Genomic DNA, 22,922 nt, shown 5'->3' with positions numbered 1-22,922 from the left:
CGACTCGGGTCCTGGCCGATGTGCTCGGAAGGGCTGAGTGCGTCCAGCAGGAGATTCGCGTCCGCCGCGGCCGTCGGTCGGTGGTGGGACCATGGTGCGTCCAGGGGTGTGCGGCGAGGCGGGGGTCGGGCGATGGGGGAGCGGCGGCGGGGTGGGCGGCGGCCCGGGGTGGTTCTCGCCGAGGCGCGGGGGTTGCTGGCGGCGGCCGGGGCGGTGGTGGCGGACCACCGGGCGGCCGTGGAGCAGGCGCGGTTGGCGTACGTCGGGGAGCGGGACCGGCTGGTGCGGGAGGAGCTGGGGGCCATCGCGGTGGCGCGGCTCCGGGACGTGACCGAGGGCCGGCTGCGGGTCGGGGCGCTGGAGGCGGCCGGGCTGGTGACGGTGCGGCAGGTGGCGGAGGCCTCCGGCTACACCCTGCGGCTGATCCCGGGGGTCGGGGCGCAGACGGCGGCGCAGGCGCTGGCCGCGGCCGGGCAGATCGCCAGGGCGGTCGAGCAGACGGTGGCGGTGCGGCTGGACGTCGAGCGGCAGGACGCGACGAGCACCGCGCTGGTCGTGGCGCTCCAGCGGCTTGTGGCCGCCGGGCCCCAGACGCGGCGGGCCCGGGAGACCGCGGAGCGGGTCCGGGCCGAGGTCGAGCCGCTCGTGGCGGCCGCGCAGCCGGCCGGCGGGCTGCTGCGCGGGCTGTTCGCCGGGCGGGAGCGGCGGGCGCAGGCGCAAGCAGCGGTCGAGCGGCTGGAGAAGGAGCTGGCCGGGTACGCGGCGCTGGAGGTCCCGGTGCTGCTCGCCCAGGCCTCGGTCGACCTGCTGCGTCCGGCGGTCGACCCGGTCGAGGCATGGACGGACTTCGAGCTCCGCTCGGCCGACTACTACGGCGTGCTCGGCGGGATCGTCGAGGAGGCCGGGGCCGAACCCGCCGCCGCCGAGGGGTTCCTGCCGGAGGAGCTGTCGGACCGCGTGCGGGCCGAGCCGCTGGACGACGCCCACTGCCGGGTCTCGCTGCGCGGCTACCAGGCGTTCGGGGCGCGGTTCGCGCTCGCCCAGCGGCGGGTGATCATCGGGGACGAGATGGGCCTCGGCAAGACGGTCCAGGCGATCGCCGTGCTGGCGCACCTGCGGGCGCGGGGGAGCACCCACTTCCTGGTGGTCTGCCCGGCCAGTGTCCTGATCAACTGGATCCGGGAGGTCGAGTCGCGCAGCACTCTGCGGGCGTTGCGGGTGCACGGCCCGGAGCGGGAGGCGGCGCTCGCCGGGTGGCTGCGGGACGGCGGGGTCGCCGTGGTGACCTTCGACGGGCTGCGCCGCCTGGAGGCGGCCGAGGTGGCGGAGGCGGTCACGGTCGGGATGGTCGTGGTGGACGAGGCGCACTTCGTCAAGAACCGTGCCGCGCAGCGCTCCCGGGCGGTGGCCGCCTGGACGGAGCGGGTGGAGCGGGTGCTGTTCCTCACCGGGACGCCGATGGAGAACCGGGTGGAGGAGTTCCGCAGTCTGGTGGAGTACCTCCGGCCCGGGCTGGTGCCGTCGGTCCGGCAGGATTCGGCGGCCGCCGGGCCGGTGGCCTTCCGCAAGGCGGTCGCCCCGGCGTACCTGCGCCGCAACCAGCGGGACGTGCTGACCGAGCTGCCCGAGGTGGTGCACGTGGACGAGTGGGAGGAGTTCTCGCCCGCCGACCTCGCCGCCTACCGCTCGGCCGTCGCGGCGGGCAGCTTCCCGGCGATGCGCCGGGCCGGGTACGCGGACCCGGCGCGGTCGGCGAAGCTGCGCCGGCTGCTGGAGATCGTCCGCGAGGCGGCGGACGGCGGACTGAAGGTGGTGGTCTTCTCGTTCTTCCGGGACGTCCTGGCGGCTGTGCAGGCGGCTCTGGAGCAGCGGGCGTTCGGGCCGGTCGACGGCTCGCTGGACTCGGTGCGGCGGCAGGACGTGGTGGACGGGTTCGCCGCCGCGCCCGGGCACGCGGTGCTGCTCTGCCAGATCCAGGCCGGGGGCGTGGGGCTCAACATCCAGGCCGCCTCGGTGGTGATCCTCTGCGAGCCGCAGGTCAAACCGACCCTGGAGGAGCAGGCGGTGGCCCGGGCGCACCGGATGGGGCAGGTCCGCCGGGTACGGGTGCACCGGCTGCTGGCCGCGGACAGCGTCGACCAGCGGATGCTGGACCTGCTGCGGGTGAAGGGCAGGCTGTTCGACGACTACGCGCGGCGCAGCGAGGTGGCGGAGTCGACCCCGGAGGCGGTGGACGTGTCGGAGCAGTCGCTGGCGGCGCTGATCGTCGAGGAGGAGCAGTTGCGGCTGGCGGTCTCCGACCGATGAGCGACGAGCGACCAGCGATGAGCGACGAGCGACCAGCGATGAACGACGACCGACGAGCGACGACCGACGAGCGACCAGTGGTGAACGGGGCGCCGGGCGCGGGACGGCGGGCGGTCAGCCGTCCGCGAGTGCGCGCAGGTAGGTGAGGACGGCGCGCACCCGGCGGTGTCCGGTGTCGGGGGTGGGCATGCCGAGCTTGCCGAAGATGTTGCCGATGTGCTTGTTCACCGAACTCTCGGCGAGGAAGAGGAGCCGGGCGATGGTCGGGTTGTTGTGGCCCTCGGCCATCAGGGCGAGCACCTCCCGTTCGCGCGCGGTGAGGGCGGCCAGCGGGTCGGGGCCGGTGCGGTGGGCCATCAGCTGGGAGATGACCTCCGGGTCCATCGCGGTGCCGCCCTCGGCGACCCGCCGCAGCGCCTGGAGGAACTCCTCGGCGCGGCCGACCCGGTCCTTGAGCAGGTAGCCGACGCCGGTGGCGCTCTGGGCGAGCAGCTCGGCGGCGTAGGCGCGTTCGACGTACTGGGAGAGGATCAGGACGGGCAGTGCGGGCAGGCGGCGGCGGGCCTCGACGGCGGCGCGCAGTCCCTCGTCGCGGAAGTCCGGTGGCAGCCGGACGTCGACCACGGCGACGTCGGGGCGGTGGTCGAGCAGGGCGGGCAGCAGGTCGTCGCCGTGCTCGACGGTCGCGCACACCTCGTGTCCCTCGCTGTGCAGCAGCAGGACGAGGCCCTCGCGGAGCAGGGCGTTGTCCTCGGCGATCAGGATCCGCACGGGATCTCCACTTCCAGGATGGTCGGGCCCCCGGGCGGGCTGGACAGGCGGGTGGTGCCGTCGAACGCGGCGACCCTGCGGCGCAGGCCGGGCAGGCCGCTTCCGGCGCCCTCGACGGCGCCGCCCCGGCCGTCGTCCTCGACCCGGACGGCGATGGCGGCCGCGGTGATCCGCAGCCGGACCAGGGCGCTGCGGGCTCCGCTGTGCCGGGCGACGTTGGCGAGCGCCTCGGAGACCACGAAGTAGGCCGCGGCCTCGGCGGCGGCCGGTGCGCGCGGTGGCGGGGCGGTCGGGGAGGGGGCGCCCCGGCCGCCCCCGGGGTCCGGTTCGCCCCGGCCGCCCCCGGGGTCCGGTTCGCCCCGGCCGTCCCCGGTGTCCGGTTCGCCCCGGCCGCCCCCGGGGTCCGGCTCGACCCGGGTGGGCACGGCGCAGCGGGCGGCGAGCGACCGTACGGCCTCGGCGAGACCGCGGTCGGCGAGCAGCGGCGGGTGGATGCCGCGGACCAGGGCGCGCAGCGACTCCAGGGCCTGCTCGGCGACGAGTTGGGTGGAGTCCACCAACGCGGCCGCCTGCTCGGGACGTTGGTCCAGCGCGCGGCGGATCATGCCGAGCCGGAGCGAGACGGCCACCAGGTTGGCCTGGGCGCCGTCGTGCAAATCCCGTTCGATCCGGCGCAGTTCGGCGGCATGGGCGTCCAGCGCCTCGGACCGGGTGGTGGTCAGCTCCTGGACGCGCCGGGCCAGCGACGGGCGGGGCCGGGCGACCAGCAGCCGGCGGGAGGCCCGGGCGTGCAGGTCGGCGGCGGGCGCCAGCACGGCCAGGGCGACCAGCGCGTAGCCGACCCCGCCGACCGCCGCCGCGACGGCCACCGGCCAGGAGTCGACGGTCAGCAGGATGATGCTCCCGCGCTCGTCCGGCAGGAGCCGCCACCACACCGGCGCCGTCAGCCAGTTGACGGCGTGGCTGCACAGGGTGAGGGCGGCGGCCGACAGGGCCGTCCCGGCGGTGGCGTGGGCGAGCAGCCACACCAGGTCCTTGCGGACGGCCGGGTCGCGCAGGGACGCCCGGTCGCGGTACGGGGTGCGCGGCCGGTCGCCGCCCAGCCACCGGCCGGCCCGCCGGCGGTGGAACTCGGCGAACCGGCGCAGCAGTCGCAGGGCCGGCGGCAGGAGCGGCAGGCCCGGGCCGACCGGGCAGAGGGCGAGGACGGCGAGCAGCAGGCAGAGCCCGACCAGCGCGACCGCCCCGGTGCCGAGGCAGAGCAGGAGGTGGCCGGCGGCGGCGGGGGAGCGGCGCACCGCGGACCGGACGGCCGACCGGGTGGCCGACCGGACCGTGGACGCGGCAATCCTGGGCGCCCGCACGATGGTTCAGCCCTCCGAGCCTCCGAGCCGACTGTTCGATCACCCTAACACCGGCCCCGGAACCGGCCCGGAGGCCGTCACGGGGCGCGGCTCTTCCGCCGCCGTGCTGGACACCTCCACAATGGGGCGGGTCGATCGCGGAAGTGGGGGAACCGGGGTGGAGTGGCTGCTGGGGATCGGTGGGGCCCTGCTGCTCGGGGTGGTGACCAATCTGGTGTACGACTTCGCCAAGTTCGGCGGCTCACGGCTCGGTTCCCGGGTGCCGGTGCCGCGGGTCCGGCGGGCGAGCCTGACGGCGGCGGCCCGGGCGCACGACGTGCGGGCGGACGGGCTGGCGCCGCTGATCACCTGGTCGGCGACCCGGCCGCTGGCGCCGAGCACGCTGGTGACGGCGCACCGCGGGAGGGTCGAGCGCCCGCACGTGCTGGACGCGGTCGGGTGGGCCGAGGAGGTGGTGCGCCGGAGGGCGGCCGGTGCGGCGGGCCGCACCGCGTACATCTCGCGGCTGACGGTCGATCACGGCGAGCACGGTGGTGCGCGGGTCTGCGAGGTGGACATCGCGGAGAGCGACTACGCGGAGTGCATGGCCACCACCGGGATGGGCCGGGAGGACCCGGAGGCGGCCCGGCTGCTGCACGAGGCGCTGGACCAGGGCCTGACGAGCTTCGTGGCCGTCGCGCCGCCCACGATGGTCAGCGCCTGCGTCGCGGTGCGGGACCGGCTGGGCCGGCTGCTGCTGCTCCGCCGCTCGCTGGCGGTCCACACCTTCCCGGCGCAGTGGACGGTCGGGATCAACGAGACGATGAAGTACCGCGACGAGCCGGGCGCCGCCGAGGACTTCTACGGGCTGGTCCGGCGGGCGCTGGAGGAGGAGTTGGGGCTGCTGCCGGACGACGTCGGGCCGACCGTGATCACCTGGCTGGGCTGGAGCGAGCCGGCCTCCTGCTACACGCTGGTGGCCACCGTCCGGTCCCGGCTGGACGCGGCCGAGATCGACCGCCGCCGCGAGGCCTGCCACAGCACCTTCGAGCACGACATGGCCGTCTGGGTGCCGTTCACCCGCCGGACGGTCTCCGAGCTGATCGAGGGCGGCACCTGCCCGGACGGCTCGCGGCGCTGGTCGTACCTCGCGCCGCTGGTGGCCTGGGAGGCCTGGCGGGCGGCGCAGCAGGAGCGGGCGTAGGCCGGAACTCGCCTCGCCGGGACGGGCGTTCCGCGTGGAGCGGGCACCGTTGCGCGCGGGGAAGTGCGGGGAAGTGCGGGGAAGTGCGGCCCAGGAGGAACCGGCGTGCCGGGCCCGGCCGCCAGGTCAGCCGACGGCGGTGCGCCAGTCCGCCGGCCCGCTCGCCGGGAGGTGCCCGGGCAGGCCCGGGGTCCAGCGCTTCGAGCCGTCCGGCAGTACGGCCAGGGCCTCGATGCCGGGTCGGCGGGCGGCCCAGGCGAGGGCGCGGTCCGGGCCCATGGCGAAGGCGGCGGTGGCCCAGGCGTCGGTGCGGGCGATGCCGGTGCCCGGGGCGCCGACCAGGGTGAGCGAGGCCAGGGCGCAGGCCGGGCGGCCGGTGTGCGGGTCGAGGATGTGCGCGCCGCGCTCGGCGGTGCCGGAGGTGGCCACGGCCAGGTCGTGGCCGGCCAGGACGGCGGCCAGCAGACCCGGTCGCCGGGGGTCGGCGATGCCGATCCGCCACGGTCCGCCGGCGCTCTGCACGTCTCCGCCGCCGCTGACGCAGTACTGCCGGGAGCCGGAGGAGCGCAGCAGGGCGGCCGCCTGCTCGACCGCCCAGCCCTTGACCCAGCCGCTGGGGTCGAGCCGGCCGCCCGGCCGCTCGGTGAAGTAGCCGTCGGTTTCGGCGGCCACCTCCCGGCAGGCGGCCAGCACGGTGCGGACCTCCGGATCGCAGTCGTCCAGGGCGAGTTCGCCCCGGTCGAGGCGGCTGATGTCGCTGTCCGGCCGGTACGTCGAGAACACCGCGTCGATGCGGTGCAGCCGTTCCGCGATCCGTTCCAGCGCGGCCGGGGTCCCGGGGGCGGGGTCGCGCACGGTGACCGAGAAGACGGTGCCCATCACGGGCTCGGCGTGGCGCAGCACGGGCGCCTCAGCCCTTGGCCCGGTCGAGGGCGCTCTGCAGGGACCGGACGTAGCCGTCGCTGGTGTACGTCGCGCCGCTGACCACGTCGATCCGGGCGCTCTGCGCGGCTATCGCCTCCTGGTTGAGGACCGGCAGCGCGGAGGTGTTGATCTCGCGGTCGCGCCGTTCGGCGCTCGGGTACTTGACCACGTCGACGGCGGTGATCCTGCTGCCGGCCAGGGTGACCTGGACCTGCACCGGGCCGTAGCGGGTGTTGACGGTGTCCCCGCTGACCTTCCGGGTGGCGCCCGCGGCGGGTGCGGGTGCGGGTGCGGACGTGGAGGCGGGTGCGGAGGCGGAGGGCGCCGGGGCGTTCGACGGTGCCGAGACCTCGGCCCCGGTGCCGGAGTCGGTGCCGGAGCCGGCGGCGGTGCCCTGGCCGGCGCCGGTGCCCGGCCCCGAGCCGATCACCGGAGCGGGCCCGGCGGCCTCGTGCGGTTTGAGGGACAGCAGCAGGACCACCCCGGCCGCGGTGGCGGCGCTGGTGACGACGGCTCGGCGCATGGAATGGACGCTCCTCGGGTGCTCGGGTGCTCGGGTGCTCGGGTGCTCGGGTGCTCGGGGGCGAGCCGAACGGGCTCAGAAGGAAAGGCTTCAGAAGGAGAAGCTCTCGTGGTGGATGCGCCCCGGCCGCACCCCCGCCGCCCGCAGCGCGCGGACGGCCTCCTCGGTCAGGGCGTCCGGGCCGCACAGGTAGACCTCGTGCTCGGCGAGGTCCGGGACCAGCCGGGCCAGCGCGGCCCCGAGGTCGCCGACCTGCTCGCGCGGGCCGAGCAACTCGTGCACCGCCGCGCCGCGCCGCCGGGCGACCTCGGCCAGTTCCGCCCGGAACAGCACGTCCTGCGGCCGCCGGGCCCGCTGGATCAGCGTCAGCTCGCCCGGCAGGGTTTCGAACAGGGCGCGCAGCGGGGTGATCCCCACCCCGGCACCGAGCAGCAGCACCCGGCGCTGCCGCAGCCCCCGCCCGGTGAACGCCCCGTACGGGCCCTCGGCGCGCACCCGGGTTCCCGGGCGCAGGGCGGCCACCGCGGCGCTGTGCCCGCCGAGGTCCTTGACGGTGAAGCGCAGGAAGTGCGGGTGCGGCGGCGCGGACAGCGAGTACGGGTTGGCGGCCCAGCGCAGCCCGGGCGCCTGGAACTGGAGCCGGAAGAACTGGCCGGGCTCGGCGCGGAGTTCGTCCAGCCGCCGCCCGCGCAGGAACAGCGACACCACCCCGGGGCCCTCCGGCCGTACCTCGGCGACGGTCAGGCCGTGCCGCCGGTCGAGCAGCCACGGCCGCAGCAGCCGGTACCAGCCGAGCAGCGCCGCGGTGCCGAAGTAGAGCGCGTACCAGGCCGCCCGGCCGGGGCCGCCGCCCAGGTCGGCGCCGGTCGCCAGCTGGTGGGCGAAGGCCAGCGCCACCGCGAGGTAGGTCGCCAGGTGCAGGTAGTACCAGGCCTCGTACGGGAGACGGCGGCGCGCGATCCGGGCGGAGACGGCGCCGGTGCCGAGCAGCAGCAGGGTGCCCAGGGTGGCCTTGAGCATCTCGGGGTAGTGGAGGACGATCTCCACGCCCTCGCCGATCGGCCCGCGTCCGTCGGTCAGCGCGTAGCCCTGGACGACCGTCAGCACGTGCACCGTGACCAGGGCCACCGTCCAGCGCCCGCCGAAGGCGTGCCAGCGCGCCAGCCGGTCGGCGCCGACCCCGCGCTCCACCGGCGGCAGCCGGGCCATCAGCAGGAGCAGCACCGGCGCGGTACCGCCGGCCAGCAGCCCGGTGATCCGGCCGGCGCCGGTCAGCCAGCCGTCCGCGCCGACCACGGCCGGGGTGCCCGTCCACCACAGCGCGAGCACGCCGAGCACGCCCGCGGCGATCAGGCCGAGCGCCGCTCGCGGGTCGAGGGCGAACGGCGGACGCGGCGCCGCCCGGCGGCCCGGGCGGTCGGGTGCCCGCCGGGGCCCGGGCCGCGGCTTCGGGGCGGCGGCAGTGGTCATCGGATCCTCCTCGGAGCCCGGCGGCGAGTGCCGCCGAGGCCGTCCACGATCGCACCGCAAGCTCTGAGCGGGCTCTGAACCGGGCCGGCCCCGGCGCCCGCCGGTCAGGGGAAAAGGGCAGGTCAGGGCGAGTGTGTCGGCTTGCGAACCGTTCTCCGGGGTCTCACCGGTTTCTCATCGGGACCGGCCAGGATGACCACCGCGCAGCACCCGACGCGAGGAGCCCCATGGACGAGACCGCCGACCGCCCGGACTGGCGGGTCCTGGTCGTCGACGACGAACCGGACCTGGTCGAGGTGGTCTGCGGAGCCGTCCGCTACGAGGGCTGGCAGGCCCGCGGCGTGACCACCGGCCTGGCCGCCGTCGAGGCCGCCGCGGCCTGGCGGCCGCACGCCGTGGTGCTCGACGTGATGCTGCCCGACCTGGACGGCCTGGAGGTGCTGCGCCGCGTCCACGCCGAGCAGCCCGAGGTGCGGGTGCTCTTCCTGACCGCCCGGGACGCCGTCGAGGAACGGATCGCCGGCATCGCGGCCGGCGGCGACGACTACGTGACCAAGCCGTTCAGCCTGGCCGAGGTGGTGGTCCGGCTGCGCGGACTGCTGCGCCGGGCCGCCCCGCCCGCCGCGGCCGGGCAGCCGCCGCCGCACGCGCTGGTGCTCGGCGACCTCGTGCTGGACGACCGGGCCCGCGAGGTCACCCGGGGTGGGGAGACGGTCGAGCTGAGCCCGACCGAGTACGCGCTGCTCGCCCACCTGATGCGCCATCCCCGGCAGGTGCTCAGCAAGGCGCAGATCCTGGACGCCGTCTGGTCGTACGACTTCGGCGGGCAGGCGCACATCGTGGAGCTGTACATCAGCTACCTGCGCAAGAAGGTGGACGCGGGCCGCAGCCCGATGATCCACACGGTGCGCGGCGCGGGGTACCTGATCAAGGCCGCGACATGAAGCCCCGCACGGGGCGCTCCCGTCCACGGCCGGCCCGCCGCCCGGGCGAACGCCGTCCACGGTTGACCCCCCGTCCGGGCAGACGCCGTCCACGGATGGCCCCCCGCACCCTGCGCGCCCGGCTGATCGCCGGCCTGCTGGTGCTGCTCGTCGCCACCTGCGCCGCCGTCGGCCTCGCCACCACCGCCGCGCTGCGCCACTTCCTGGTCGACCGCCTGGACCAGCAGCTCGCCGAGTCCGGCGGCCGCTACGCCGCGAGCCTGGAGCACACCGGCCACGGCGCCGGCCCCGACACCCGGGCCCAGACCCCCGGCACCCTCGGCGTACGGCTGCTGGGCGGACGGGTCACCGCCGCGGGCGTGGTCGACGGGGACGCCGACGACGTGGACGACCCCGGGAACGAGGACGACCGGGTCGCCTTCGCCCCCGACCGGGAGCACGCCCTGGCCGCCCTGCCCGTCGACGGCCCGGCCCGCACCCTCGACCTCGGCCGGGCCCTCGGCCACTACCGGGTCCGCGCGGTCGCCGGGCGGGACGGCGACGTGCTGGTCAGCGGCCTGCCGCTGCGCCCGGCCGAGGACACCGTCGAGCGGCTGGAGACCCTGGAACTCACCGTCTTCGCGATCTCCGTCGCCGCGGCGGGCGCGGCCGGGGCCGCCTGGGTCGGCTTCTCGCTGCGCCCGCTGCGGCGGGTGGTGGGCATGGCCGAGCGGGTCAGCGCGCTGCCGCTCGCCAGCGGCGAGGTGCTGCTCGCCGAACGCGTGCCGGACGACGACCCGCGCACCGAGGTCGGCCGGGTCGGCGCCGCGCTCAACCGGATGCTCGGGCACGTCGGCGACGCGCTGGTGCGCCGGCACGCGGTGGAGGAGCGGCTGCGCGGCTTCGCCGCCGACGCCAGCCACGAGCTGCGCACCCCGGTCGCGGCGGTCCGCGGCCACGCCGAGCTGGCGCTGCGCCACCCCGGGCCGGTCCCGGCGCCGGTACGGCACTCGCTGGAGCGGATCGACGCCGAGGCGCTGCGGATGGGGGCGATCGTCGAGGACCTGCTGCTGCTCGCCCGGCTGGACGCCGGCCGCCCGCTGGCCGAGGAGGAGGTGGACCTGACCCGGATCGCCCTCGACGCGGTGGCCGACGCCCGCGCCGCCGGGCCGGAGCACCGCTGGCGGCTCGCCCTGCCCGAGGAGCCGGTGCTGGTGCGCGGGGACGAGCACCGGTTGAGCCAGGTGGTGGCGAATCTGCTGGCCAACGCCCGGACCCACACCCCGCCCGGCAGCGAGGTCCGGCTCTGCCTCGAACGGCCGGACGGTCAGGTGGAGTTGAGCGTCACGGACGACGGTCCGGGGATCGCGCCGGAGCTGGCCGACCGGGTCTTCGAGCGCTTCGTCCGGGGTGACCGGGCCCGCTCCCGCGCCACCGGCTCGACCGGGCTCGGTCTGGCGATCGTCCGGGCCGTGGTCGGGGCGCACGGCGGCACGGTGGCGGTGGCGAGCCGGCCCGGCCGCACCGTGTTCACCGTCCGGCTGCCCTGACGGTCGTCGCCGTCGCTGCGGCCGTTGCCGTTCCCGTCGCTGTTGTCACCGCTGTCGCCGCCGTCGCCGCCGTCGCCGCCCTCGTACGGAAACGCTGCCGGTAGTCGGTCGGCGTGGTGCCGAGGCGGCGGCGGAAGGCGCGCACCAGGGTGTCGACGGTGCCGAAGCCGCAGGTGGTGGCGATGCGGTCGAGCGTCGCGTCGGTGGACTCCAGCCGGTGGCGGGCGAGTTCGACCCGGGCGGACTCGACGTAGGCGCTCGGGGTGGTGCCCAGCTCGGTCTTGAAGATCCGGGTCAACTGCCGTTCGCCGACGTGGGCGTGGGCCGCGAGGTCCGGGACGGTGAGCGGCCCGGCGAGATTGCGCAGGATGTGGTGGCGCAGCTCCTCGATCCGCCGGGTGGTCGAGACGGGTTCCAGCGGGACGCTGAACTGGCTCTGGCCGCTGGGGCGTTTGAGGTACATGACGAGCTGGCGGGCGACCCGCAGGGCCAGCTCCTCGCCGAAGTCCTCGGCGACCAGCGCGAGCGACAGGTCCAGGCACGCGCTGATGCCCGCACCCGTCCAGACGTCGCCCTCGCGGATGAAGATCGGGTCCGGATCGACCTCGATCTCCGGGTGCTCCTCGGCGAGTTGGCCGGCCGTGGACCAGTGGGTGGTGGCGCGCCGCCCGTCCAGCAGCCCGGCGGCGGCGAGCAGGTGCGCGCCGACGCAGACGCTGGCCACCCGGCGCGAGCGGGTGGCCAGTGTGCGGACCCGGTCGACCACCGCCGGGTCGGCGAGCGCGCGGACCCGGCGGTGGTCGTCCACCTCGACCGAGCCGGGCACCAGCAGGGTGTCGATCCGGCTCCGGGCGGCCTCGTCGAAGGTGAGGTCGGGCAGGATGCGCACGCCCGCCGCGGTGGTGACCGGCTCCGCCGTCTCGGCGGCGAGGACGACCCGGTAGCCGGTCGCGTCGCCGGTCTCCCGGCGGACCAGCGAGAACACCTCGGGCGGGCCGGTCACGTCGAGCAGGTCGACGCCCTCGAACAGCACGATGACGATCAGCCGTTGCGCAGCGGGTGCGGACACCGCTTCCCTCCTCGTCGTCCCTGCTCGATGTCGGAATCTGCAGGTTAGCCGACATTGCCGACACCCGAGCGCCGCCCGTAGCGTTCTCAGGGCCGGCCGCACCCGCAGTGGCCCGCGAGATCCCCGACTCCCGACCGTGAAGGCGGTAACCCGTGCCCACCACGACCCTGCGCACCCTCAACGGCCTCGACGAGAAGCCCGCCGTGCTCGGCGACTCGACCCTGATCATGATCGACTACCAGAACACCTATGTGCGCGGCGTGATGGAACTGGAGGGCTGGCAGGAAGCGCTGGACGCCGGCGCCGACCTGCTCGCCCGGGCCCGGGAGGCCGGTTCCACCGTGATCCACGTGATCAACGACGGTGGCGAGGGCACCCCGTACGACATCCGGGCCGAGATCGGGCGGATCCACCCGAGCGTGGCCCCGGCCGAGGGCGAGCGGGTGGTGGTCAAGCAGGCCCCGGACGCCTTCGTCGGCACCGACCTGGGCGAACTGCTCGACGCGGCCGGCCACCGGGACGTCGTCGTCGCCGGATTCATGACCCACATGTGCGTCGCCTTCACCACGGCCGGCGCCTTCCTGCGCGGCAACCGCCCGACCGTCGTGGCCGCCGCCTGCGCCACCCGCCCGCTGGAGTCGGCCGGCACCGGGCTGACGGCCGCCCAGGTCCACCGCGCCGCGCTGGCGACGATCGGCGACCTGTACGGCGTGGTGGTGGAGTCCCCGGCCGACCTCGGCTGAGCCAGGGCGGGATCCGGGGCGGATTCGGCGCGGGCCCTCGGCGGGCCCGGGCGGAGCCTCGGCCGGACCGCCCGCCGAAGCGGTCCACCGTGGCGGTCCGCCGTGATGGTCCGGGGCGTCGAGGGCGCCCGGAAACGCCACCGATCCGCCCCCGCCTCGTTGACCAGTCCGCGCACGGTGTCGGCGGAGGGCGGGGAACGGGCATGGCGGGGAACGGGGCGGCGGCCGTGGGCGGCCCGCCGGAGCTGGCGGAGTCGTACCGGGTCTGCGAGCAGGAGGTGGCCGGCCACCAGGCCTCGCTGCGGGCGATCAGCGACACACTGCCGCCCGAGGTGCGGCCGTACTTCCACGCCGTCAACGGCTTCGCCTCCCGGTCCGACCGGATCGCCGACGACGCCGACATCCCTGACGCCGACGCCCGTGACGCTGACGCCCGTGATGCCGGTGCCCGTGACGGCCAGGCCCAAGCCGCCCCCGCCGAGCGGCTGCGCCGGTTCGCCCGCTGGCGGGACGAGACCCTGGCCGAGCTGGCGGCCGGCCGCAGCGAGCACCCGCTGCGCCGGGCCTTCATGGACACCGTGCGCCGGTGGGAGCTGGACCCGGCGCTGGTCGAGGAGTTCCTGGACGCCACCCGGGCCGACGGGGCCCACCCTCCGGTCTTCGAGACCCGTGCGGACCAGCGCCGCCACCTGCGCGGCGTCGCGGGGACGATCACCGAGCTGTGGGCCCCGCTGCTGGGGGCGCGGGGCCCGCGGGCGGCGGAGGCGCTGTCCGCGCTGGGGGAGGCCTGCCAGCTGGCCGACATCCTGGAGGACCTCCCGCTCGACCTCGCGGCCGGCCGCTGCTACCTGCCGCAGCAGGAGCTGCGCCGGCTCGGCCTGACCGTCGCCGACCTCGGCCGACCCGATCCCGGCGGACGCCACCGGGCCGCCCTGGACACGCTGGTCGAGGGTCAGCAGGCACAGCTGCACCGGCTGTTGGAGCAGGCCCTGCCCGTCACCTGGCTCGCCGCCCCCGGCTGCCGCCCGTTCCTGCACACCCTGCTGCTCGGCGCCCAGCTGCAGTACGACGAAGTGACCCTGGCGCGCTCGCGCGTCCTGTCCGAGGGCCTCACTCCGCTGAGCTCCGACGGCGCCACTCCCGGCCGTCGCGCCCGGCCCGTGCCCGCCGAGGGGGCGCCCGCCCACGTCGCCGTGATCATGGACGGCAACCGCCGCTGGGCCGAGGCCCGCCGACTGCCCGCCCGGCACGGCCACCAGGCGGGGCAGCGGGCCGCCCTGCGCCTGGTCAACGCGGCGCTGCGGCTGGGCATCCGCCACCTGAGCCTGTACGCGTTCTCCACCGAGAACTGGGACCGCCCGCCCGAGGAGCTGACCGCGCTGTTCGACTCGCTGGCCGACGGCCTCACCCGCGGCGCGGAGGGCCTGCACGCGCTCGGGGTGCGGATCCGGTGGTGCGGTCGGCGGGACCGGGTGGACGAGTCGCTGGCCTCCGCGATCGCGCTGGTGGAGAGCATGACGTCCAACAACGGCACGCTGACCCTGACGGTCTGCGTGGACTACGGCGGACGGGAGGAACTGGCCGCCGCGGCCCGGGGCCTGGCCGCCGAGGCGGTGGCCGGGAGGATCCGTCCGGAGGCGATCGGCCCGGCCGACCTCGCCCGGCACCTGTACCTTCCGGACCTCCCGGACGTCGACCTGCTGATCCGCACCTCGGGGGAGCAGCGGATCAGCAACTTCCTGCCCTGGCAACTCGCCTACGCCGAGCTGCTGTTCGACCCCGCGCCGTGGCCCGACTACGACCTGGCCCGGCTGCGCGGTGCCGTCCGCGCCTACGCGGCCCGCGAGCGCCGCTTCGGCGGGGGCGTGCCCGCCCAGTCCCGGCAGTCGCAGCAACCCGGGCAGTCGCAGCAACCCGGGCGACCGCAGCCGTCGGGGCAACCGCAGCCGTCGGGGCAACCGCAGCCGTCCGCGCCGTCCCAACGGTCCCAGCAGTCCCGGAAGCCCCCTACGAGTGCTGCTCCTGTGCCGCCGCCGGGGGAGGAGGGGTGTACGTTCCCTGGGCCGTGACGTACGCCAGCACCGTGTCCACGGTCACGGGGTGCGCGCCGAAGTTCGCGGTGTACGCGTCCACCGCCTCCTGGGTGGGGCGCAGCGGCACCCCGGTGAGCCGGACCTTGATCGGGTGCCCGGCCGGTACCGGATCGGCGGTCAGCTTGCCCTCCGTGAGGCCGCAGCGAAAGGCCGAGCGGTGCCCCATCTCCGCCCCGCCGACCTCGCACCGGCCGGAACCCAGGCCGTCCTTGATCGCGCCGGCCAGGTTCACCACCCGGTAGTCGCCCCGGGAGGTGCGGACGGACACCCCGCCGTCCAGTGCCCCGTCGCCGTGCGCCTTCGGCGGGTTCGCGAGGGACGGGTCGCCCACGGCCGAGCGGATCGGCAGGTGGACGGCCGGGCCGTGGCGGTCCATCACCATGCGGGCCGGGGCGACGACGTCCACCATCGCGTGGAAGCGGTCCAGCTGGGCCTGTGCCTCCGGGGTCCAGCGCACCTCGACCCAGCCGTTGGAGAGCGTTCCCAGGCTTCCGGAGCGGTCGGCGCCGCCGTCAACGGCACCGGCCGCCGTCCCGGTGAGCCACCCCAGTAGCGGGGCGCCCAGCGCCGCGCCCAGCAGCGAACGCCGCGTCGTGCTCATCGTCCCGAACCGTCCTTCCCGGGCCGTCCAGCACGGCCATGGGACGGATCATCCGTCCACCGACCGTCTCCGAGGCCATTCCGGAGAACGAAACCACTCGCACGGGGGGAGCGGGACGCAGCCACGGGTGGTCCGTTCGGGGACATGAGCCCCCCGGGACGGCTGCCCGCCGGGTGTCCGGTCCGGCAGCCGGGCACTCCGTGCGGTCCCGGCCGTTCGCGTACCCCCGCCGTACCGCCCCCACCCTGAGTTGAACGTGTTCAAAGTCGTGCGCCATGATGAGGGCCGCGAGGACACCCCACCGCGGCCTGCGGCGGAAGGCGGTCCCGTGCTGCCCCGTCACGCTCCGAACCCCCCTACCCGACCCCGGAGTCGACCGTGCGACACCTGCTGCAACGCCACCCCTTCGCGATGCGCACCCACTTCGCGCACTCGCTCGTCCTCACCTACGCCCTGCCGCCCCGGCTGCTCGCCCCGCTGGTGCCGCCCGGCCTCGCCCTCGACACCTACACCGACCCCGACGGCACCGAGCACGGCTTCGTCGCCGCCGCCGTCGTGGACACCCGGGCACTGCGCCCGGCCGCGCTGCCCGCCCGCCTCGGCCGGGACTTCATCCTGACCGGCTACCGGGTCTTCACCCGCTTCCCGACCCCCGGCGGCCGCACCATGCGCGGCCTGCGCATCCTGCGCTCGGACACCGACAGCCGGATGATGGCGTTCGGCGGCAACGCCTTCTCCCGCTACCACTACCGGCACGCCCGGATCGGCACCCGGGTGGTCGGCGACACCCTGGAGTTCAAGGTGGTCAGCGGCGACGGCCGCGCCGACCTGCACGTGCGCGCCGACCTCGGCGGCGCCCCCGCCGCCCTCCCGCCGGGCAGCCCGTTCGCGGACGCCCGGGCCGCGCGGCGCTTCGCCGGCCCGCTGCCCTACACCTTCGAGTACGAGCCGCAGACCCGCTCGATGATCGTGGTCAAGGCCACCCGCGCCCACTGGGACCCGGTCCCGGTGGCCGTCGAGGTGCCCCGGCTCACCTTCTTCGACCACGGCCCGCTGGCCGGCAGCCGGCCCCTGCTCGCCAACGCCTTCCACGTCGCCGGCCTCGACTACGGCTGGCACGCCGGAGAGCGCCGCCACCTCACCGGAGCCGCCCGATGACCGCCCCCGCCCCGGCCGGGCCCGGCCCGTCCGCCCCCGGCCCGTCCGCCCCCGGCCCGTCCGCCGCCCGCCCGTTCGCCGCCTGCTCCGCCGTCCTGTGCCCGTCCACGGCCCGGACCGACGGCCCCCGCCCGTCCGGCGTGCGCGAGGTCGTCCGCTACAACTGGCCGATGTACGCCGCCGGCGCGCTCACCGTCGCCGTCGGCGGGGCGCTGGCCGGCCGGCTGCCGGGCCCCGCCGCCGTGCTCGCCCGGACGGTCGCCGCCACCGCCGCCGGATACCTCGCCGTCAGCACCCTCGCCACCTGGTGCGTCTACGACCGCTCCGCACTCCACCGCTACGACTGGCTGCCGGAGCTGCTGCCCGACGGCCCCGGCGACCACCTGGTGATCAGCACCGGCCTGGACGAGGCCAGCCGCCCGATCGCCGCCCGCCACCCCGGTGCCCGCGGACGGCTCGCCGACCTGTACGACCCCGCGCTGACCGCGAGCGGCTCGATCCGCCGCGCCCGCCGCCACGCCCCGCCCGCCCCCGGCGGGATCCCGGCCCGCCCGGACGCCCTGCCCGCGGCGACCGGCGCCCTGGACACCGTGTTCGCCGTCTTCGCCGCCCACGAGCTGCGCCGGCCCGCCGACCGCACCGCCCTGTTCGCCGAGGCCGCCCGCAGCCTGTGCCCCGGCGGCACCCTGCTGCTGGTCGAGCACCTGCGGGACGCCGCCAACACGGCCGTCTACGGTCCCGGCGCCTGGCACTTCCTGCCCCGCGCCACCTGGCTGCGGCACGCCGCCGAGGCGGGCCTGCACCCGGCCGCCGAGCGCCGGATCGCCGGCCTGGTCACCGCCTTCGCCTTCCGGAAGGCCGCGTCATGACCGGGCTGGTCACCCTGGAGGCCCAGCTGCGCCTGGTCGGCGCCGCCCTCGTGACCCTCGGCCTGGTCCACGCGGTGCTGCCCCGCGCCATCGGCTGGCCCGCCGACCTGTCCGGCACCACCCTGCTGACCCGGCAGGTCTCCTACGCCCACCTCTTCTTCATCGGCCTCGCCTGCGCCCTGCTCGGTCTGCTCCCGCTCTGCCTGGCCCCCGACCTGCTGGCGGGCGGCCGGCTCGGCACCGCCCTGCTGGCGGGCCAGACGCTCTTCTGGGGCCTGCGCTGGCTCTTCGAGTTCGCCTACTTCTCGCCCCGGCTGTGGCGCGGAGACCGCCTGCGCACCGTCGCCCACCTCGGCCTCAGCGTGCTGTGGACCTGGGTGACGGCGGTCTTCGCCGGAGCCCTCTGGCACACGGTCTAGGATCAGTCGCGACCCCAGGAGCCCACACACCCCTCAAGGATCATGCGGTGACCGTTGCTTTCCCCCGTGCTCGCGCCGTGCGGTCGGCCCTGTCGGCCGGCGCCGTCCTGCTGGCGGCCACCTCCTGCTCCGGTTCGTCCGACGCGGCGCTGACCAGCGCCCAGGCCAAGCAGAAGACCGACCAGTACTTCTCCGAGACCTTCCTCGCCTTCCCCAAGCCGATCTCGCCGGTGGTCGACCGCGACGGCGAGGAGAAGTGCTTCAAGAAGGGTGCCCCCTCGGAGCCGGACGGCCGGGTGAAGGCCGTCACCTACCGCTTCCTGCGGGACATTCCGGCCGATCACCACGACACGATCTTCGACGCCTTCCGCGGCCACCTCGTCGTGGCCGGGTTCCGGGTCACCGACAGCAGGCCCGGTGTGATCGTCCTCACCAACCCGGACAACGGCTTCAAGGCCTCCATCTCGGACGGCGACAACTGGCCGGCCACGCTGAAGGTCGGTTTCGAGTCCCCCTGCGTCTCGCCCGACGGGGCCAAGGCTGCCACCGGCTGAGCACGCCGGCACCTCCCCGCCCGGTACCGCCGCTCCGCGGGGCCCGTCCCGTCAGACGTTCGCCGGCAGGGCCGGCGCGCGGCGCGGCTGGGGCGGGAGGGCGAGGGTGAGGGCCTCGCGGGAGGCGGTCGGGAGGGCGAGGGCGGAGGCGGTCTCGGCGGGGAGCGGCTGGAGGCCGAGCAGCGCGGTGGTCAGCCGGGTGGTGGCGCGGTGCCAGTCGGGGATCCGCCGGAGCATGGCGTGGCCGCTGCCGGTGACGGTGTATCCGCAGACCCTGGCGCCCGCGGCGCGGCTGCGGGCGGCGAAGGCGCGGGTGTCGGCGGGCGGGGTGACGGTGTCGCGGTCGCCGTGCAGCATCAGCACGTCGCGTCCGGCGAGCTGCTCGCACGGGTCCTCGGCCGGGCACCACGGTGCGAGGGCGACCAGGCCGGTGACGGACGGGTGCCCGCCGGCCCGGAGCGCGGCGCGCCCGCCCATCGAGTGGCCGACCAGCACCGTCGGCACCGGCCCGAGCAGCGCGGTCAGTTCGTCGAGCGCGGCGGTCGCGTCCTGTGCGGCGTCGGCCCGTTCGCCGTTCCAGCCGCGGTGGCGGTAGCGGACGGTCCCGATGGCGACGCCGGCGTCCGCGGTCGCCCTGGTGAGCCCGCGCAGGAAGCCGTGCATCCGCAGCAGCGGGAGGTTGAGGCGTCCGGGCCGGGAGAAGTTGTGCTCCTCGCCGCCGTGCAGCACCAGGACGGCGGCCCGGGCCGCGTCCGGCCGGACCTGCCAGTGCAGCGCCCGGTGGCCCACCGCGCGCTCCGCCGCCGTACCGCTCACTGCCGCACCGTCCCGTCCGTCCCGCCCGTGGCCCGTCCCCCGGACCGCCACTGTACGCGTGCGGACGGCCGGACCGTTCACCCGAGGGAACCATCCCGGACACCGGGCGCGCGCGGCCGGAGCGGGCGCCTGCTATTCACGAAGGGTGGGGGGCCGCAAGCGCCCGCTCGTGGCGCCGTGTCACCGAGTGGAGGACTCCGTGGCTCAGCAGCTCGCTCTGTCCGTCGACTTCGGGTCGGGCTTCACCCAGGCCTGGTCCAAGATCGCCAAGGTCATCCCGCAGTTCATCGCCTTCCTGGTGATCCTGTTCATCGGCTGGATCGTGGCCAAGGCCATCGCCAAGGTCCTCGACCGGGTGATGCGCAGGCTCGGCTCGGAACGGGTCGCCGAGCGGTCCGGGATGGCCGCCCGGCTGGCCGGCTCCAAGTACGACATGACCGGCATCGTCTGCAAGGTCGTCTACTACATCGTCCTGCTGATGGCCCTGCAGCTGGCGTTCGGAGTCTTCGGCCCGAACCCGATCAGCGTGATGATCCACAGCATCGTCGCCTGGCTGCCCAGGGCCATCGTCGCCGTCGTGATCCTGGTGGTCGCGATGGCCATCGCCAACGGCGTGCGGGACATCGTGGGCAACTCGCTGTCCGGAGCCTCGTACGGCCGGGCGGTCGCCACCGCGGTCTGGGCGTTCATCGTCGGCCTCGGTGTGATCGCCGCGCTGGGCCAGGTCGGGATCGCCACCGCGATCACGACCCCGGTGCTGATCGCCGTGCTCGCCACCATCGCCGGCGTGCTGGTGGTCGGCGTCGGCGGCGGCCTGATCCTGCCGATGCGCCAGCGCTGGGAGCGGTGGCTGGACGGCGCCGAACGGGAGACCGCCCGGCTGCGCGGCAGCGCCTACCAGGCCGGCCGCTCCGACGCGCTGTCCAACCAGCCGGTCCGGCCGACCACCCAGACCGGTCCGGGCACCCCGCCCGCGCCGGGCATCGAGGGCGACCAGAACCGGTAGCCGCCACCACCGGACGCCGGGCAGGGCCTGCCGGGGCTCAGACCTCCAGCAGGCCCTGCTCGCGCACCAGCCAGCAGATCGCGGTGAGCCGCATGACGGCGTAGTCGTAGCCGACCGGCTCCCGCCAGCCGATCTCGTCGAGCGCGTCGACGAAGCCCAGCGCGTAGTCCGACAGCTCCTCACGGTCCAGGGGCCGGGGCGCCAGCTCCGGTCCCTGCGCGTACAGCAGTTCCCGCAGCATCGCCGCGTGCTGGTCGACCGCCGCGACGAAACCGGGCTCGAAGGCGAACTCGGCCAGGCGGGGCGTGAAGGCCGTCACGATGCCGGGCAGCGGACAGCCGGCCGGCTCGTCGGGGGAGCGCCGGAAGGAATCGTCGGAGGTGGCGAACATCCGTCCACGTTAGGCGAGCCCCGGAGCCGGAACGGACGCCCGTGACGGTTCCGTGCTGAGACCTTGGCCACCCCGCCCGCGCCACCGCCCGCCGCGGCGACGGTCCGTGTCCCGTCCGGTTCGCTCTGCCGATCACGGGGTGCTCCGTACCAGAATGGCCGGCATGGACCTCCGCATCTTCACCGAACCCCAGCAGGGCGCGAGCTACGACACCCTCCTCAAGGTGGCCCGCACCGCCGAGGAGCTCGGGGCCTTCAGCGCCTTCTTCCGCTCCGACCACTACCTGAAGATGGGCGACGTCGACGGCCTGCCCGGGCCCACCGACGCCTGGATCACCCTGGCCGGCCTCGCCCGCGACACCAGCACCATCCGCCTGGGCACGCTGATGACCGCCGCCACCTTCCGGCTGCCCGGCGTCACCGCGATCCAGGTCGCCCAGGTGGACGCGATGAGCGGCGGCCGGGTCGAGTTCGGCCTCGGTGCCGGCTGGTACGAGGCCGAGCACACCGCGTACGGCATCCCCTTCCCGAAGGAGAAGTTCGGTCGGCTGGAGGAGCAGCTGGCGATCATCACCGGGCTGTGGCGGACCAAGCTCGGCGACACCTTCGACTTCGCCGGCGAGTACTACACGCTGACCGACTCGCCCGCGCTGCCCAAGCCCGTCCAGGAGCACATCCCGGTGCTGGTCGGCGGGCACGGCCCCCGGCGGACCCCGGCCCTGGCCGCCCGCTTCGCCGACGAGTTCAACGTGCCGTTCGCCTCGGTGGACGACACCGCCGCCCAGTTCGGCCGGGTCCGCGCCGCCGTCGAGCACGCCGGGCGCGCGGCCGACGAGCTGGTCTACTCCAGCGCCCTGGTCGCCTGCGTCGGCCGGGACGACGCCGAGGTCGCCCGCCGCGCCGCCGTGATCGGCCGCGACGTCGACGAGCTCAAGGAGAACGGGCTGGCCGGCACCCCGGACGAGGTCGCCGAGAAGATCGGCCGGTACGCGGCCGTCGGCAGCGAGCGGATCTACCTCCAGATCCTCGACCTGGACGACCTCGACCACCTGGAGCTGATCGCCTCCCGGATCGCCCCGCAGCTCGCCTGAGGCGCGCCCGGGCCCGCCGGCGGTCCGGACGCCCGGTGGCCCGGACCCGGCCGGGGTCGTCCGTACCCGCCCCGACCTCCGCCCTTTACTCGTTCTTGGGAATGCGCCATGCTCCTTGGACGGGAACGGCGGGGGGAGACCGGGTGAGCGGGACGAGAGCGGTGCGGACGGCGGCGGCGCCGAGGGTGCCGCCGCCGCGCACCGCCGGGGAGCGCGTCGTCCTGCCCGCGCCGCACGACCCGCCCGCCCGGCACGAGCTGCGCGGGCCCGGGCCGGCGGTCCTGCGCTACCCCGCCGGGGACCTGCTGGTCGTCACCGGCCTGCCCGGCAGCGGCAAGAGCACCCTGATGCGCCGCTGCGTCCGCGCCCCGCTGATCGACTCCCAGCTGGTCCGAGAGGAGTACGCGGCCAGGCTGCCCGGCCGCCTGCCGTACGCGCTCTACCGCCCGCTGGCCCGGCTCGCCCACTACCGGCGGCTGCGCCGCGCCGTCCTGGACGGCGGGCCGCTCGCCGTGCACGACTGCGGCACCCAGCCCTGGGTGCGGGCCTGGCTGGTCCGCGCCGCCGCCCGGCAGGGCCGCCGGGTGCACCTGCTGCTGCTCGACGCCGACCCGGCCGAGGCCCTGGACGGGCAGCGGCGGCGCCGGCGCGGCGTCTCGCGCTACGCCTTCGCCCGGCACCTGGCCGCGGTCGCCCGGCTGCGCCACCGGATCCTGGAGGCCGGCCGGCTGCCGGCCGGCTGTGCGTCGGCCGTGGTACTCGACCGGGCCGCCGCGCGCGCCCTGCGGGAGATCGACTTCACGGCGTCGTAGTCTCGGCGAGTCCGCGCCGGGCGCCGGCGGGTCCGGCCGGAGCAGGCCCGGCACGCGGCCGAGACCACGTCAACTCCCCCGTCAGGAGCGCTGATGCGCCGTACTGCCCGGGTGCGCTCGCGTGCCCCCCGCCTGTTCCCCTGCGCCGCCGCGCTGGTCGCCGCGGCCGGCCTGAGCCAGTTCGCCGCTCCGGCCGCACACCGCGCCACCGCGGCTCCGGCCGCCGCGGTGGCCGGGTGCGCGGACGGCGGCGCCGATGCGGCCGGGGCGGCCGGTGCCGCCGCCC

23 protein-coding genes are annotated in these 22,922 nt (G+C 76.0%); 14 read left to right on the top strand and 9 right to left on the bottom strand.

Annotated features, from left to right (window positions below):
- Window positions 1–132: 132 nt before the first annotated feature.
- On the top strand, window positions 133–2,307 hold the full coding sequence (locus tag ACFVHV_RS32575) for a DEAD/DEAH box helicase (protein WP_380355930.1): 2,175 nt from the start codon (window positions 133–135) through the stop codon (window positions 2,305–2,307).
- Between the two features lie 114 nt (window positions 2,308–2,421).
- Here ACFVHV_RS32575 and ACFVHV_RS32570 read toward each other — a convergent pair whose 3' ends face one another.
- A complete protein-coding gene (locus ACFVHV_RS32570; RefSeq protein WP_359910863.1) occupies window positions 2,422–3,078 on the bottom strand; it encodes a response regulator transcription factor in 657 nt (218 codons plus the stop codon).
- A complete protein-coding gene (locus ACFVHV_RS32565) occupies window positions 3,066–4,376 on the bottom strand; it encodes a sensor histidine kinase (RefSeq protein ID WP_380355928.1) in 1,311 nt (436 codons plus the stop codon). The genes ACFVHV_RS32570 and ACFVHV_RS32565 overlap by 13 nt, the downstream gene beginning before the upstream one ends.
- A 223-nt stretch (window positions 4,377–4,599) precedes the next feature.
- On the opposite strand from ACFVHV_RS32565, the gene ACFVHV_RS32560 reads away from it, so the two are divergent.
- Window positions 4,600–5,625: a hypothetical protein gene (locus tag ACFVHV_RS32560; protein WP_359910857.1), complete on the top strand. Its 1,026-nt coding sequence runs from the start codon at window positions 4,600–4,602 to the stop codon at window positions 5,623–5,625.
- 126 nt (window positions 5,626–5,751) lie between these two features.
- Here the strand turns inward: ACFVHV_RS32560 and ACFVHV_RS32555 are convergent, their stop codons facing one another.
- The 3 genes from ACFVHV_RS32555 to ACFVHV_RS32545 all read right to left on the bottom strand — a co-directional run bounded on the left by ACFVHV_RS32555 (window position 5,752) and on the right by ACFVHV_RS32545 (window position 8,542).
- The gene (locus ACFVHV_RS32555) at window positions 5,752–6,504 is read right to left on the bottom strand and encodes an FAD:protein FMN transferase (protein WP_380355956.1); all 753 of its coding nucleotides are present in this window, start codon (window positions 6,502–6,504) and stop codon (window positions 5,752–5,754) included.
- Between the two features lie 31 nt (window positions 6,505–6,535).
- Entirely contained in the window at window positions 6,536–7,072 is a 537-nt protein-coding gene (locus ACFVHV_RS32550; protein WP_380355926.1) for an FMN-binding protein, read from the bottom strand.
- Between the two features lie 90 nt (window positions 7,073–7,162).
- Window positions 7,163–8,542 carry a ferric reductase-like transmembrane domain-containing protein gene (locus ACFVHV_RS32545; RefSeq protein WP_380355923.1) on the bottom strand — a complete coding sequence of 460 codons (1,380 nt, stop codon included), beginning with the start codon at window positions 8,540–8,542 and terminating at the stop codon, window positions 7,163–7,165.
- 227 nt (window positions 8,543–8,769) lie between these two features.
- On the opposite strand from ACFVHV_RS32545, the gene ACFVHV_RS32540 reads away from it, so the two are divergent.
- Complete coding sequence (locus ACFVHV_RS32540) at window positions 8,770–9,486, top strand: response regulator transcription factor (protein WP_380355920.1); 717 nt, start codon at window positions 8,770–8,772, stop codon at window positions 9,484–9,486.
- 95 nt (window positions 9,487–9,581) lie between these two features.
- Window positions 9,582–11,015, top strand: coding sequence for a sensor histidine kinase (locus ACFVHV_RS32535; RefSeq protein WP_380355918.1), 1,434 nt, complete (start codon window positions 9,582–9,584; stop codon window positions 11,013–11,015).
- On the opposite strand, the gene ACFVHV_RS32530 is transcribed toward ACFVHV_RS32535, so the two are convergent.
- Window positions 10,996–12,084, bottom strand: a complete 1,089-nt coding sequence (locus tag ACFVHV_RS32530) for a GlxA family transcriptional regulator (protein ID WP_380355916.1) — start codon at window positions 12,082–12,084, stop codon at window positions 10,996–10,998. The two genes, ACFVHV_RS32535 and ACFVHV_RS32530, sit on opposite strands and share 20 nt — an antisense overlap.
- 152 nt (window positions 12,085–12,236) lie before the next feature.
- Here ACFVHV_RS32530 and ACFVHV_RS32525 point away from each other — a divergent pair, with 152 nt between their 5' ends.
- Window positions 12,237–12,827, top strand: coding sequence for a cysteine hydrolase family protein (locus ACFVHV_RS32525; RefSeq protein WP_380355914.1), 591 nt, complete (start codon window positions 12,237–12,239; stop codon window positions 12,825–12,827).
- A gap of 203 nt (window positions 12,828–13,030) precedes the next feature.
- Window positions 13,031–14,896, top strand: coding sequence for a polyprenyl diphosphate synthase (gene uppS / locus ACFVHV_RS32520; protein WP_380355912.1), 1,866 nt, complete (start codon window positions 13,031–13,033; stop codon window positions 14,894–14,896).
- On the opposite strand, the gene ACFVHV_RS32515 is transcribed toward uppS, so the two are convergent.
- A complete protein-coding gene (locus ACFVHV_RS32515; protein ID WP_359910834.1) occupies window positions 14,835–15,521 on the bottom strand; it encodes a hypothetical protein in 687 nt (228 codons plus the stop codon). The two genes, uppS and ACFVHV_RS32515, sit on opposite strands and share 62 nt — an antisense overlap.
- A 378-nt stretch (window positions 15,522–15,899) precedes the next feature.
- Here ACFVHV_RS32515 and ACFVHV_RS32510 point away from each other — a divergent pair, with 378 nt between their 5' ends.
- Genes ACFVHV_RS32510 through ACFVHV_RS32495 form a run of 4 tightly spaced genes read left to right on the top strand, consistent with a single transcriptional unit; the run spans window position 15,900 to window position 18,521 of the window.
- Complete coding sequence (locus tag ACFVHV_RS32510; RefSeq protein ID WP_380355909.1) at window positions 15,900–16,679, top strand: DUF2071 domain-containing protein; 780 nt, start codon at window positions 15,900–15,902, stop codon at window positions 16,677–16,679.
- Window positions 16,676–17,548: a class I SAM-dependent methyltransferase gene (locus ACFVHV_RS32505; protein WP_380355906.1), complete on the top strand. Its 873-nt coding sequence runs from the start codon at window positions 16,676–16,678 to the stop codon at window positions 17,546–17,548. Before ACFVHV_RS32510 ends, ACFVHV_RS32505 begins: the two co-directional genes overlap by 4 nt.
- Window positions 17,545–17,967 (top strand): hypothetical protein, encoded by a 423-nt coding sequence (locus tag ACFVHV_RS32500; RefSeq protein ID WP_359910825.1) that lies wholly within the window; start codon window positions 17,545–17,547, stop codon window positions 17,965–17,967. The genes ACFVHV_RS32505 and ACFVHV_RS32500 overlap by 4 nt, the downstream gene beginning before the upstream one ends.
- Window positions 17,968–18,014: 47 nt before the next feature.
- Complete coding sequence (locus tag ACFVHV_RS32495) at window positions 18,015–18,521, top strand: hypothetical protein (protein ID WP_359910822.1); 507 nt, start codon at window positions 18,015–18,017, stop codon at window positions 18,519–18,521.
- Between the two features lie 51 nt (window positions 18,522–18,572).
- On the opposite strand, the gene ACFVHV_RS32490 is transcribed toward ACFVHV_RS32495, so the two are convergent.
- Window positions 18,573–19,337, bottom strand: a complete 765-nt coding sequence (locus tag ACFVHV_RS32490) for an alpha/beta fold hydrolase (RefSeq protein WP_359910819.1) — start codon at window positions 19,335–19,337, stop codon at window positions 18,573–18,575.
- Between the two features lie 199 nt (window positions 19,338–19,536).
- Here ACFVHV_RS32490 and ACFVHV_RS32485 point away from each other — a divergent pair, with 199 nt between their 5' ends.
- Window positions 19,537–20,343, top strand: a complete 807-nt coding sequence (locus tag ACFVHV_RS32485; RefSeq protein WP_380355901.1) for a hypothetical protein — start codon at window positions 19,537–19,539, stop codon at window positions 20,341–20,343.
- Window positions 20,344–20,380: 37 nt separating this feature from the next.
- Here the strand turns inward: ACFVHV_RS32485 and ACFVHV_RS32480 are convergent, their stop codons facing one another.
- Window positions 20,381–20,734 (bottom strand): DUF6401 family natural product biosynthesis protein, encoded by a 354-nt coding sequence (locus ACFVHV_RS32480; protein WP_359910813.1) that lies wholly within the window; start codon window positions 20,732–20,734, stop codon window positions 20,381–20,383.
- Between the two features lie 163 nt (window positions 20,735–20,897).
- On the opposite strand from ACFVHV_RS32480, the gene ACFVHV_RS32475 reads away from it, so the two are divergent.
- The 3 genes from ACFVHV_RS32475 to ACFVHV_RS32465 form a co-directional block, all read left to right on the top strand.
- Window positions 20,898–21,824: an LLM class F420-dependent oxidoreductase gene (locus ACFVHV_RS32475; protein ID WP_359910811.1), complete on the top strand. Its 927-nt coding sequence runs from the start codon at window positions 20,898–20,900 to the stop codon at window positions 21,822–21,824.
- A 143-nt stretch (window positions 21,825–21,967) separates the two neighbouring features.
- The gene (locus tag ACFVHV_RS32470) at window positions 21,968–22,636 is read left to right on the top strand and encodes an AAA family ATPase (RefSeq protein WP_359910808.1); all 669 of its coding nucleotides are present in this window, start codon (window positions 21,968–21,970) and stop codon (window positions 22,634–22,636) included.
- A gap of 93 nt (window positions 22,637–22,729) precedes the next feature.
- Window positions 22,730–22,922 (top strand): hypothetical protein (locus ACFVHV_RS32465; protein ID WP_380355897.1); only part of this gene is annotated, 193 nt, incomplete at its 3' end.

The organism is Kitasatospora sp. NPDC127116, assembly GCF_042677365.1.
GTDB lineage: Bacteria > Actinomycetota > Actinomycetes > Streptomycetales > Streptomycetaceae > Kitasatospora > Kitasatospora lactacystinica.
Note: the sequence above shows the minus strand (reverse complement) of the source record. Positions and strands in the feature narration are given on the sequence as shown.